Annotated in this window: 13 protein-coding genes and 2 tRNA genes; 9 read left to right on the top strand and 6 right to left on the bottom strand. The window is 28.5% G+C overall.

Annotated elements, in window-relative coordinates; genetic code table 11:
• The first annotated feature begins 1 nt into the window (after position 1).
• Positions 2 to 1618: an AAA family ATPase gene (locus AC2I98_RS14755; RefSeq protein WP_486412400.1), complete on the top strand. Its 1617-nt coding sequence runs from the start codon at positions 2 to 4 to the stop codon at positions 1616 to 1618.
• Complete coding sequence (locus tag AC2I98_RS14750) at positions 1618 to 3018, top strand: 5-methylcytosine restriction system specificity protein McrC (RefSeq protein ID WP_486412399.1); 1401 nt, start codon at positions 1618 to 1620, stop codon at positions 3016 to 3018. The genes AC2I98_RS14755 and AC2I98_RS14750 overlap by 1 nt, the downstream gene beginning before the upstream one ends.
• 642 nt (positions 3019 to 3660) lie before the next feature.
• Here AC2I98_RS14750 and AC2I98_RS14745 read toward each other — a convergent pair.
• The 3 genes from AC2I98_RS14745 to AC2I98_RS14735 form a co-directional block, all read right to left on the bottom strand.
• On the bottom strand, positions 3661 to 4530 hold the full coding sequence (locus tag AC2I98_RS14745; RefSeq protein ID WP_486412398.1) for a hypothetical protein: 870 nt from the start codon (positions 4528 to 4530) through the stop codon (positions 3661 to 3663).
• A gap of 1 nt (position 4531) precedes the next feature.
• Positions 4532 to 5353 (bottom strand): HipA family kinase, encoded by an 822-nt coding sequence (locus AC2I98_RS14740; protein ID WP_486412397.1) that lies wholly within the window; start codon positions 5351 to 5353, stop codon positions 4532 to 4534.
• 183 nt (positions 5354 to 5536) lie between these two features.
• A complete protein-coding gene (locus AC2I98_RS14735) occupies positions 5537 to 5695 on the bottom strand; it encodes a hypothetical protein (RefSeq protein ID WP_486412396.1) in 159 nt (52 codons plus the stop codon).
• An 831-nt stretch (positions 5696 to 6526) separates the two neighbouring features.
• Here AC2I98_RS14735 and AC2I98_RS14730 point away from each other — a divergent pair.
• The 5 genes from AC2I98_RS14730 to AC2I98_RS14710 all read left to right on the top strand — a co-directional run bounded on the left by AC2I98_RS14730 (position 6527) and on the right by AC2I98_RS14710 (position 9377).
• Positions 6527 to 6733 carry a helix-turn-helix transcriptional regulator gene (locus AC2I98_RS14730; RefSeq protein WP_114999434.1) on the top strand — a complete coding sequence of 69 codons (207 nt, stop codon included), beginning with the start codon at positions 6527 to 6529 and terminating at the stop codon, positions 6731 to 6733.
• Complete coding sequence (locus AC2I98_RS14725; RefSeq protein WP_486412395.1) at positions 6730 to 7056, top strand: HipA N-terminal domain-containing protein; 327 nt, start codon at positions 6730 to 6732, stop codon at positions 7054 to 7056. The genes AC2I98_RS14730 and AC2I98_RS14725 overlap by 4 nt, the downstream gene beginning before the upstream one ends.
• Positions 7053 to 8000, top strand: a complete 948-nt coding sequence (locus AC2I98_RS14720) for a HipA domain-containing protein (protein WP_486412394.1) — start codon at positions 7053 to 7055, stop codon at positions 7998 to 8000. The genes AC2I98_RS14725 and AC2I98_RS14720 overlap by 4 nt, the downstream gene beginning before the upstream one ends.
• A gap of 713 nt (positions 8001 to 8713) precedes the next feature.
• Positions 8714 to 8920 carry a hypothetical protein gene (locus tag AC2I98_RS14715; RefSeq protein ID WP_486412393.1) on the top strand — a complete coding sequence of 69 codons (207 nt, stop codon included), beginning with the start codon at positions 8714 to 8716 and terminating at the stop codon, positions 8918 to 8920.
• Positions 8921 to 9056: 136 nt separating this feature from the next.
• The gene (locus AC2I98_RS14710; RefSeq protein ID WP_486412392.1) at positions 9057 to 9377 is read left to right on the top strand and encodes a T9SS type A sorting domain-containing protein; all 321 of its coding nucleotides are present in this window, start codon (positions 9057 to 9059) and stop codon (positions 9375 to 9377) included.
• A 127-nt stretch (positions 9378 to 9504) separates the two neighbouring features.
• Here the strand turns inward: AC2I98_RS14710 and AC2I98_RS14705 are convergent.
• Positions 9505 to 9578 (bottom strand) — tRNA-Ile (locus AC2I98_RS14705).
• 535 nt (positions 9579 to 10113) lie between these two features.
• Here AC2I98_RS14705 and AC2I98_RS14700 point away from each other — a divergent pair.
• Positions 10114 to 11214, top strand: a complete 1101-nt coding sequence (locus tag AC2I98_RS14700; protein WP_486412391.1) for a Fic family protein — start codon at positions 10114 to 10116, stop codon at positions 11212 to 11214.
• A 330-nt stretch (positions 11215 to 11544) separates the two neighbouring features.
• Here the strand turns inward: AC2I98_RS14700 and AC2I98_RS14695 are convergent.
• Together AC2I98_RS14695 and mce are read right to left on the bottom strand one after the other, a co-directional pair.
• Positions 11545 to 11618, bottom strand: a tRNA-Ile gene (locus tag AC2I98_RS14695).
• A 76-nt stretch (positions 11619 to 11694) separates the two neighbouring features.
• The gene (gene mce, locus AC2I98_RS14690) at positions 11695 to 12093 is read right to left on the bottom strand and encodes a methylmalonyl-CoA epimerase (protein WP_486412390.1); all 399 of its coding nucleotides are present in this window, start codon (positions 12091 to 12093) and stop codon (positions 11695 to 11697) included.
• 78 nt (positions 12094 to 12171) lie between these two features.
• On the opposite strand from mce, the gene AC2I98_RS14685 reads away from it, so the two are divergent.
• Positions 12172 to 12927 (top strand): tetratricopeptide repeat protein, encoded by a 756-nt coding sequence (locus AC2I98_RS14685; RefSeq protein ID WP_486412389.1) that lies wholly within the window; start codon positions 12172 to 12174, stop codon positions 12925 to 12927.
• Positions 12928 to 12938: the final 11 nt, after the last annotated feature.

Genomic DNA, 12938 nt, shown 5'->3' with positions numbered 1-12938 from the left:
AATGGAATTATGGAAATTAGGTTGTAGATGGGGTTCAGGAACACCATTGTTTTACAATTTTATAAAAGAAAAAAATATTTTAATAGGTTGGGTTGATAAAGATTATTCTTTAGATTCTCATGTATTAGTAACAGATGGACATACAGTACTAGATATAGCAAAAGTTACATCTTCTAGAAAATCAATTTTAGATTTTCCTCATTTAGAATATAAGTTTAATGAATTAGAGATTCCATTTAATAATAATCTTTTTGTTTATGATGCTGTATTTTTCGATATTTTAGAAAATGATCGATTTACGTATCCTTTACAACAAGGTATTGTTAAAGTTCAAGGTGAAGATTATCGAAACAAATTTATTTCTCTAAAAAAGAAGTACGCAAATTCAAAAAAAATGAATGAATATATAAATTTATTAAAGTATAAAAAGCAAATTATTTTACAAGGACCTCCAGGAACAGGTAAAACAAGAGAAGCTAAATATATTGCTAAAGAATTATTGAATTTATCAGATATAAAGGAGTTGGACAAAAATGAACAATTCAAAATTCTTCAATTCCACCCAAGTTATACGTATGAAGATTTTGTAAGAGGTATAGTTTCTAAACCAAATGAAGAAGGTGACGGAATTATGTATAAAGCCGAGAATAAAATTTTAGCTGAGTTTGCTAAAAAAGCTTTGGATAATTATATCGATAGTAAAAAGGCTATTTCTACAATCTCAAAAGAAAAACAAGTAAAAAAATATTTTGATTTATTTACCGATTATATTGGTGATGAAATCGAAAAAAGTGAAGGTTTCTACTCTCTTACTAATAGTGTTGGACTAATAACAAGTACTGATGAAGATGCTTTTAGGTATAAAGGATCGGCGGAAGGTTGGTTAAAAGGAGGCAACAGAATGTTATATAAAGATATCATTCAAGCATATTTAGATGATAACCAAGAAAGGCAAGATATCAAAAAAAATCAAACACTTTCTGGATTAGCAAGACAGCATGCAAGCTACTTTATTAGAGTTTTAAATTTATTTCAGGAATATTTAAAAGTAAATAATTTAAAATTTAATTCAGAATCTGAAACGGAAAAAGTTAAACTTCAAAACTACGTTTTAATTATCGATGAAATTAATCGTGCAAATTTATCTTCTGTTTTGGGAGAGCTAATTTATGCTTTAGAATATCGCGGAGAAGCTGTCGAAAGTATGTATGAAGTAGACGGAGATAATAAATTAATCCTTCCCCCGAACTTATACATTATTGGTACTATGAATACTGCAGATCGTTCTGTTGGTCATATTGATTATGCTATTCGAAGAAGATTTGCATTTGTAGATGTGTTACCGAAAGATCTGTCGAATGAAGAAGGTATTTTATTTGATTCTGTTTTATTTCATCAAGTTGCTGAACTTTTCGAAACTAATTTATCTACAGAATTTGAGAAAAAGGATGTACAATTAGGGCATTCTTATTTTATTGATAAATCAAAAGAAGGTGGTTCTATGAACATTCGTTTAGAGTATGAAATTAAACCTATTTTATTAGAATATGTAAAAGATGGCGTTTTAATTGGTGAAGAAATCAAACAACAAATAGAAGAATTAGAAGCTTCAATCTAATGGGAATTCGTTTATCAGAACATCAATCTTTTTCTATTCGTAGAAATGATTCAGAAGAAAATATTAATCAATCTTTTGAAGGGTTAATGCTTTCTGAATTAGAATTTTCACGCTATGAAACTGTTTTATCTAAATCATTCAATAATAGTAGTTATCGTTTTTTATTTGAAAAACAAGAATCTCAATACATTATAAAAGCTGATTATTGTATTGGGATTGATTGGTTAGGAGAAACAGGAAAATATATTTATGTAGAACCAAAATTAAATTCTTCTTCTATTCAATCATTTACTCAAGAATTAGAGGATGAAAATGATTCATCGATAAATACAATTGATTATGAAAGTAATCAACAATTTGAATTGAATTATTTAAAAATGTTGTTACAAGTAACTTCGGTTTCAGAAAGTAATTTGGAAGTGAAAGAACTTGTTCAAATAGATTGGAATGCTAATCAAATAAGAATCGAACAAAAAGACGATCAATTAACTCCATTTCTAATTATTCGATTTTTACAAACCTTAAAATCTATCGTTCGTAAAGGTTTAAAAAAGAGTTATTATAAAGTTCAAGAAAATCTCAATAATCGAGTAAAAGGAAAAATTTTAGTTGGACAAAACATCAAACAAAATGTTTTTAAAAATCGATTGACTACTACATTTTGTGAATATCAAGTTTTTGGTGAAGATCATCTTGAGAATCGTTTTTTGAAGAAAGTTTTACAATTTGTGATTAGTTATGTAGAAAATAATAAAGTACTATTAAATCAAAACTATCAAATAATTCAAGAAACAATTAATTATTGTCGTCCAGTATTTGAGCTAATTTCAGATGATATAAAAGAAAATGAAATCAAACATTTAAAACATAATCCATTCTATAAAGATTATAAAGATGCTTTAGAAACTGGAAGTTATATTTTAAAGCGATTTGCCTACAACATAACAAAAACATCCAACTCTAAGATCTTAACTCCTCCTTTTTGGATTGATATGCCACGTTTATTTGAATTGTATGTTTACAGTAAAATGATTGAGAGTAATTCTGAATTAAAAAAAGAAATTCATTATCAATTTAGCACGTATGGAAATGCTTTAGATATTTTGGTTTCTTCCCCTAATTATCAAATGGTAATTGATGCAAAGTATAAGCTAAATTATAAGAAAGGTCATCTGCATGAAGATATTAGACAGGTTGCGGGGTATGCAAGATTAAATAAAGTACGCAATAAGCTAAAGATTGAAGATGATAAAACTATTGATTGTTTAATTATTTATCCTGATATGGAGAATGGAATTGTTGATTTTTCATTAAATAATATTCAGCAATCAAAACAAAAAATAAAAGCATATTACAAAGTTTATAAATTAGGTATTTCACTACCTTTAATAAACTCATAAATAAAATCAACAGATTGGATAAACAAAATACAACAACCGAAAGCATTTCTATTTTAGAAATACCAACTGTTTTAAACCCTCCTATTAATCTAAAATTTACAGATCATTCGATCTATTGTCCTTTATGTAACATAGAGATTGATATAGAAAACCAATTAATAAAAGATGGAGACGATGTATGCTGTGAAGATTGTAACCATAGGATAGTTTTCAGAATTATACGAATTTAGTGCATACAGATTACAATCGCATAATTATTTTTCATTGAAACAAAAAAAAAATCGTTCCTTGAGGCTCTAGAAAGGAAAGATCAAATACTCGAAGGGAAAATATCGTAAAAGTGTGGCTTCGAGAACCTCAGCCAACAAGAAATCGTTCCCTGAGGCACTCGAAGGGAAAAGAGCAAACTCTCGAAAGAATAACATCGTAAAAATGTGACTTCGAGAACCTCAGCCATCAAGAAAAAACCATTTCTTGAATTTTACAAAAAATATTAATTACAAAAACACCTTAATATCTTTAGTAATATAATTTTTCTTGTTTTTTAAGAAGTATTCATTGATACCTTCTATTTCCAATTCTCGATTAATAAAAAAATCCTCAATCATTAATGATTGAGGATTTTTTTACTATTAGATTTTATTATTGTTCTATTAATTCAGAAAATTTAGTGGCTCCTGAATTGATTATTTTAGTTGTTATTTTATCTAGTTGATCTGAATTGACAATTTTATATAAATCGTTTTCTTGGCTAATTAAAGCTTCATATAACTCTGCATATTTATCATCATAACCCTTATATTCATCTATAACCAAAAAATGTTGATTATTTTCTGGTTGTTGAACTTTATCTTCAGAAAATTTATTTAGTCTATAACTTAAACTTTCTAATTCTGAAACATCTTTCTGAATATTCTCAAGTGTTCTGTTTGAATTGATATCAATACATTTTACACTATAAACAGAACCATTAACCCCTATTCCATTTAATTTATAATCAAAGAATAATGATGGAATGATCTTTTTTTCTATTCTATAATCTATATCAATGATATGTTCTAAAGGCTTACGAAATTTGTTCTCTACACGTTGTACAAATACTTGATCAACTTTTCTATTTCTCGCATTTGATTTAAACTCGCCAATGTATTTATCATAAAATTTATTGAAAAATGCTTCGTTTACATCCATATTCAATTCTACAGGTTTATCGAATTGAATCAAACCATTACTATAAATAGAAAGACGATCAATGTATTCTTTAAGATTATACGAATTCTCTTTGACAAATAATTTATCCTTAACGTTGACATCTAAATAATCTCTTAATTTTTTTACATTATAATGTAAAAGATCATCTCGATGATCTGAAAATTTAGAAATCAATTTAATTTTAGATTCAGAGAATCTATAAAATACATTGGTTGTAGAAATCGCAATTAACCCAATAACAATATTCTCCTTTGATAAGGAGTTATTAAAATACCTGATTAAACTGTAATACGATTTCATCTTAGTAATTGATTAATTTGTTAGCGACTCTATTGTTTCTTTCTTGATTTTCTAATACCTCTATAATTTTGTTTTTACCTGCTTTACTTAGTCCTATTTCAGAAGGTAGGAGATCTAAGAAGTTAGGTAAAACATCAAGTGTTATACCAATCTTTTCAAGAATTCTATTATGATAGGTTGAAATTATTTCTTTCTCTGCAAATTTACAAATCTTTTTAGTGAAATCGGTAGTTATTAACATATTAGATAAATCACTATCCATGACAGAAATTTTAAGCCCTTTGTAATTGCTTTGATTTGCAAATAGCTGCGTATGATCTATAGCAACAAAATCTAATTTACCATAATCTTCAACTAAAAGTAGATTAGTATTATTAATTCTTCGATCTTTATTCCCTAACCATATATCACAAAAAGCAATATCTAAAAATCGATAAGGGTTTAAAAATTTATTGAAATCATTTTTATTCGTAATGGTTAAGTTATGTATGTCTACATCTATCTGGTTAACAATTTCTTTAACTCCAATAATAAATAATTCTTCTAAATTATAATCACTATATTTAGTAAATATATTATGATCTGTTATAAAACGCTGTAAAAGTTCGTTTTCAATTTTTATTACAATGATTTCAGGTACCTGAATTCCCCAACTACTATAAATAAAATTACCAATCAATTCATTAATAATATCCTCTAATGGAGGATGAGTTTTAAAAATAGTCTTGGCAAAATAAATTTCTGTATCCTCAGCTAAAACCCTAATCGGGATGCTATTTGTACCTAAAACATCAATTATTTGAACTGCGTTAATTACTTGCATTACATATATCATCAAATATATTCACTAAAAATACAAAAATAATTACAACATATATTACGCATAAACCAAATTGTAACGTTTAATAAGCAAAAAGTATTATAATTCCTAACTCAGAATCTTATCCAAAATTACCACAAAAGGTTGTCCTACTCGTGTGTAAATAGAACCTGATAAACCTTTATATTAATCGAATTCCTTGTAAGCAATTTCTATATCTTCCCAATCTGTACAAGGCTCTATGTCTACAACTAAATAATCAGGTTGAGAAGGATTGGTATAACCCAATTCAACTAATTTTTCTTTCGAATATACTTTAGGTCCTTTGCTTATAATTCTGAACAATTTAATTTAAATTCGTCATTTCGATACTAAATCGTCGGATTTTTAATTTCTTTTTCAATATTCAAGTTTTAAATTTACTTTTAATAAGGAATTAAAAACCGTCATTGCTGAAGAGTCGAGTGTAAATTCGGCGTAGCGAACGTTAAAAATGATTTACTGTTCACATTTTATATGTGAATGATTTAAAGCATTTAGTGAATAGCCGTTATTGACCGATTTGTAGGCACAGACTTGACGTTTTTGGTTCGTTTTTGCGTCAAGGTAAAAATGAATGAAGGTAGTTTTGAAAAACGAGAATAATCTTTCTATCACTTTTTTATTCATAGCTTATCTATTTTAATTATAGGTATTCATATGCCCTTCGGGGAATAGTCAAAAAAACTAATGAAAAAAGACTTGGCTGTAAAACTCTCTACTAAATATGTTCTCATTTCACTAAAGATTTTAAAAACCCTACGGTCTAATACCTTTTTACGTTTCATTCAAACATTTCTTAACGTGTGTGTTTTAATACCGTTTTCGTCATTCTTTTCCAATATTCAAATTCACATTTAGCACGGTCACTGAGGTACTCGAAAGGAAAAGATCTTAAAATGTAATTTCGAGAACCTCAGCCACCAAAAAATGATCGTTCCCTGAGGCACTCGAAGGGAAAAGATCGTAAAAATTTAGCTTCGAGAACCTCAGCCACCAAGAAAAACAGTTCCCTCAAGCTCTCAAAGGGAAAAAATCGTACCCTAAAAGGTATAATACTTACGTTTAAATAAATTTTATACCTTTTTGGGTATAAAATAAAAATTATGACTATATTTATACCTCAAAGGGTATAATATGAATCAATCAATTGCAGAATTTATCAAACAAAAAAGAAAAAGATTAAAACTTACACAACCTGAATTAGCTGAGAGAGCTGGAGTTGGTTTAAGATTTATTCGCGAACTAGAACAAGGAAAACCTTCTGTAAGATTAGATAAAGTTAATCAAGTTTTAGCTTTATTTGGTTCTGAAGTTGGTGTAATTGATAAAATTGAGCAATGAGAAAAGGTTTAGTCTATTATAAAAATCTATTTGCAGGAACAATTTCTGAAAATGAAAATGGTTATATTTTTAAATACGATCAAGAATATTTGAATAATTTGGAATCGAAACCAATTAGTTTAACGCTTCCAAAACAACAAGATTCTTATGAAAGTAAAATTTTATTTCCTTTTTTTGATGGATTAATACCAGAAGGTTGGCTTTTGAATATTGCAGTAAAAAATTGGAAATTAAATTCTAAAGATCGTTTTGGTTTATTATTAACTCTTTGCAGAGATTGTATTGGAGCTGTTTCTATCATTTCAAATAATGAAGAATTATGAAAAAATGCCTTAGTTGTTACAAAGAATTAGCAGAAAATGAAATTGATTTTCATTCTAAATGTTCTAAAAAAATATTTGGTTCAATAAATCCTCCTTCAATTGATTTTGACAGCAAACAATTAGAAGAATTAGCAAAAGAGTTGATTGTAAAAAGTGTGGCAGTTACAGGTGTGCAACCAAAATTATCTTTAAATCTTATAAGCGATATAAATAAACAATCGAGATTTACAATTGTGGATCTTGAAGGAAATTATATTTTAAAACCTGCTTCAAAAGAATATATCGACTTACCCGAAAATGAAGACTTAACCATGCATTTAGCGGAATTGGTAAAAATAAAAACAGCAACACACACACTTATTCGGCTTAAATCAGGTGAATTGGCTTATTTAACAAAGCGATTTGATCGAAAAAATGAAGATAAAATTGCTGTTGAAGACTTTTGTCAATTGACTGAAAATTTAACGGAACATAAATATCGAGGTTCAATAGAAAAAATTGGAAAATTAATCTATCAACTAACTAAAAATAGTGGTTTTGAAGCTCAAAAATTATTTGAAATTGTTTTATTTAATTACTTGACTGCAAATGCTGATATGCATCTTAAAAACTATTCATTAATCGAAAATGATTTCAATGAATACGAATTATCTCCAGCTTACGATTTATTGAATACACTGTTATTAATTCCCGATGATAAGGAAGAATCTGCATTAACAATTAATGATAAAAAAAATAGATTAAAAATAGAAGATTTCATCCAATTAGCTAAATCCCTGAAAATCCCTGATAAATCAGTGGAATCTATTTACAAAAGATTCATCAAAATTAGACTAAAATGGATCGATTTTGTGGAGATTAGCTTCTTAAATAAAGATACTAAACAAGCGTATATTGAAACATTGAACACTAGATTTAATAAATTGTTTAGTTCTAATAATTAGAGCAAGTATGACTTCAAGAACCTCAGCCACCTAGAAAACCCGTTCCATGAGGCACTCGAAGGGAAAAGAGCAAACACTCGAGAAGAAAAGGCCGTAAAGTGTGACTTCGAGAACCTCAGCCACCAAAAAATCGTTCACTGAGGCACTCCAAGGGATAAGGGAAATAGGTTAATTGTAAAATGTGACTTCGAGAACCTCAGCCACCAAGAGATCGTTCCCTGAGGCTCTCGAAGGGAAAAGAGCAAACTCTCGAGAAGAAAAGGCCGTAAAGTGTGACTTCGAGAACCTCAGCCACCAAGAGATCGTTCCATGAGGCACTCGAAGGGAAAAGAGCAAACACTCGAGAAGAAAAGGCCGTAAAGTATGACTTCAAGAACCTCAGCCCCCTAGAAAACCCGTTCCATGAGGCACTCGAAGGGAAAAGAGCAAACACTCGAAGGGAAAAGATCGTAAAATGTGACTTCAAGAACCTCAGCCACCAATAAAAAACCAATCGTTACCTGAGGCAATCGAAGGGAAAAGATCAAACTCTCGAAAGGAAAAAATCGTAAAATGTGACTTCGAGAACCTCAGCCACCAAGAGATCGTTCCCTGAGGCTCTCAAAGTTATCTGATTTTAATTTTAAAGAAAGATCAGAATCATCCGTGCCAAATAAATGATCAAATTTTGTTAAATAGTTAAACAACACTATATTAGAGAAAATTAACACAATATGAACAAGAAAGTTTACTCATTTATTTTATTAGGACTAATGTTAAGTTCTCATTCCCTTAATGCTCAAAGCACAATTTTATTCACACAAGAACAAGCACCTGAAGGAAGTGCTATTAGTGCTTCCTCTTCTTCCCGTACCATCCATGCCGCTGATGATTTCATTTTAACAACTGATGCCACATTGTCGAAAGTAGTTTTGAATTGATTTAAGTAATCATTCTATTAATTTAAAAGCAGATCGTAAATACTGGATTATTTTTAGTGCATATATTAATGCTGCTTATCCTTCAAATTTAACCGATTGGCATTTCTATCCTGCAATCAAAAAAGAAGGTACGAATTTGGCGAAAGTTTATACCAACGAAAAATGGACAGAACAAGCTACAGACCTAACTTTTAGCATTGAAGGTAACACCACTTTAGGAACAACTGAAATTTTCAATAGTGCAACACCTACTTTAGCAACAACAGTTGTAAATCAAATACTAGAAGTAAAAACACCTGAGTTTATGTCTTTGTCTGTTTATGATTTACATAGAAAAAATATTATGAATTCTAATAAAGAAATTAATCAAGTAGGATTTCTTACTCCAGGCGTTTATTTAGCAATTATTACAACGAAAAATGGAAAAAGAGTTTCTACAAAATTCATCAAAAAATAAGATTAATTCTTTAATTATACGATTAAAAATAAATACTCAACTGTATTTAAAAATACTTCTAATTAATTGACTTATTAATAAATAAATATAAAGATAATAAAAAAGCACCTTTAAAAAGGTGCTTTTGTGGTCCCACTTGGGCTCGAACCAAGGACTTGCTGATTATGAGTCAGCTACTCTAACCAACTGAGTTATAGGACCAAAAATAAAAAGAATAATCCCTTTTATTTTGAATGCAAATATATAAAATCTAAAACATAAAAAACAAGTTAAAAATAAAAGAATTTTAATATTTTTCACAACAAATTCAATTACAATATAATAGTGTTGTATTTTTATTATAATATTTAAAATCCTTAATTTGATTAAAATGAAATAAATTATGGTTTATTAACATTATACTTTATTAAACATAATTGACCTATCGAAAAATATGTTCTCTTTCCATTCTGATAACAGCAAATCTAAATTAATGATTCTTCATTTTTATTGAGTTTATTCTTTCAATTATAGACCAACAAAATCTGTATTTGACTCATAATTATCCGTTTTAAAAGTCAAATCTATATTATAAGAATGATGATTTTTCTTATTTAGAATTGGGCTAAGAAAGATGAAGTAAAATAGTGAATTTAAAATGTTTAATTGATGTTAATGAACTTAATGAGCCAAATAAATTTATTAATCGGCTCATATTTTCATTATATTTGAGCCAATTATATTAAATAATCGGCTCATGAAATACAATTGGCAATATGAAAATTGGACAAATTTTGAATATGTCTCATCTGTAATTGACCAAATAGTTATAAAATTTGCTTTAGAAACAGGCGAATTAAAAGGGATGATTGATACTTTATCTGAAGATATTAAACAGGAAACGATTATTCAATTTATGATTGATGAAGCCATTAAAACTTCTGAGATTGAAGGCGAATTTTATAGTCGTCAGGACGTAATGTCTTCAATCAAAAATAAAATTGGAATTCATTCTTCTATTAGTCATATAAAAGATAAAAATGCTCGTGGAATTGGAGAGTTAATGGTTGATGTTCGAAATAATTTTAAGACTAAACTAACTGAAGATTTAATAAAAGAATGGCACAAAATATTATTTGAAAATTCAAATTCTATTAATGCAGGAAAATACAGAGTAGGAGAAGAACCAATGGTTATTATTTCAGGAGCTTATGGACGTGAAAAAGTACATTACCAAGCTCCACCATCTGAAATTGTTCCAAACGAAATGCAAAGCTTTATTAATTGGTACAATAATTATAAAGTTGAATCGATTGATATAAAAAATGCATTGATTAAAACTTCTATTGCTCATCTTTATTTTGAGTCGATACATCCTTTTGAAGATGGTAATGGACGAATTGGACGTGCTATTGCAGAAAAATGTTTAGCAGAGAGTTTTAATCGTCCTTTAATCATGAGTTTATCAAGTACAATTGAAAAAGATAAAAAAAACTATTACGAAGCACTAAAAGATGCACAGCGAACATTAGAAATTACCGATTGGATTTATTATTTTTCTAATACTATTTTAGAGGCGCAAATTCAGTCAAAGAAAATAACCAATTTTACTTTAAATAAAACGAAGTTTTTAGATCAAATAAAAACTCTTTTAAATGAACGTCAACTAAAAGTCGTTATAAAAATGTTAGATCAAGGAGCAGAAGGCTTTGAAGGGGGAATGTCTGCAAAGAAATATATTTCGATAACAAAAATATCAAAAGCTACGGCTACACGTGATTTACAAGATTTAGTTAAAAAAAGTGTATTGATAACTGAAGGAGCGGGACGTTCTGTGAGATATGAGTTGAATATTTAATTTCACCTATTCAATAAAACTATAATAGGTAAAAAATAATTAATCAGGATTAAACAAATGAATACCAATGTTTAAAACTTAATTTAAAGAATAAAAATGTCCAGTTTTTTAATGAAAAAACTGGACATTTTGTTTTATATTTTAAACTTTAAACAATTCTATTGTTATACTCGCTTAGAATGTATTTCATTGATAACTAAAATAATTTGGGTATCAAACGGGTATCAAACTATAGTAAAAAATGGTGATTTTAAAATGTAGTCAAAATGATAAACCATTAATTATCAGCATAATTAAATAAAAAAAAGCACTCAAATTGAGTGCTTTGTGTGGTCCCACTTGGGCTCGAACCAAGGACTTGCTGATTATGAGTCAGCTACTCTAACCAGCTGAGTTATAGGACCAGAATTAGTAACAATAAAAATGAAGCTATTGATTAATTCGTTTGCAATATTAAAGCTATTTTTTTTAACTTCAAAATCATTTTACATCTTCGCAAAGCTCCACCAGTACACCATTCGTAGTTTTTGGATGTAAAAAAACAATACGCTTATTATCTGCACCTAATTTTGGCTGATCATTAATAAAAGTAAACCCTTGATTTTTAAGACGCTCTATTTCATCTTCGATATTATCAACACCAAAAGCAATGTGATGAATACCTTCTCTATTTTTTTCTAAATATTTTTCGATAGCACTATCTTTTTTTTCAGAACCTACCAATTCTATCTTCGATTCGCCTATTTCAAAAAAAGAAGTTCGCACACCTTCCGACTCTACCGCTTCTTCTTTATAAGGTGCTTTTCCTAATAATTTCTCGAATAAATCATTCGACAAACCCAAATCTTTTACAGCAATGCCAATATGTTCTATTTTCATGTGTGATGTTTTGCGTAAAGATAAACTTTTATAAAAATTTTTATTTAAAATTTGAAGAGTTTGTTGTAATATTGAACTATGAGTTTTTATGAAGATGGGAGTCAATATCTCCGCAAAGGTCAGTATAGAAAGGCGATTGATTATTTTACATTATCGATTAAACGTCAAATAGAAGTGGCAAATTCATATTTCGGACGTGGATTGAGCCAATATTACATGAAACAAAATACAGATGCAATCAAAGATTTTGATAAAGCAATTGAATTAGATGATAAAAATCCAAACTTTTATTTCTATAGAGGAATGGCTAATTTTAATCAATATAATCCAACAAAAGCTGCAGAAAACTTTGATAAAGTAATCGAAATTGATCCAAATAGTTTTGTAGCATATCACCAAAAAGGATATGTATTAATGAATTTGAACAAATATGACGATGCAATTGCATGTTTTGATAAGGCATTAGAAATTAATCCAGAATATGAATCTTGTTACCACAACCGTGCATTTTGTTTTGATCAATTGCAAAAATTTGATCAAGCAATTGAGGATTATTCGAAAGTAATTGAAATGAAACCGCATTTCTTATCCTATTACAACAGAGGAAATACTTATTTTGTTTTAAATGATTTAGACAATGCTTTAAGCGATTTTAATCAATCAATTGAATTAAATCCAAATCATTTCTTATCATACTACAACAAAGGGGCAATTCTTGAGAAATTAGAAAAGAAAGACGAAGCTGTAGAAGAATACAAAAAAGCATTGCAGTTGAATCCAGAATTTTATTTGGCTGCAGAAAGATTAGCACAATTAGAAAATCAAAATTCTTAATAGAACCGTTT

It is taken from the genome of Empedobacter sp. EJD.6dd (assembly GCF_057369435.1).
This window is presented reverse-complemented; position numbering and strand designations above follow the sequence as displayed.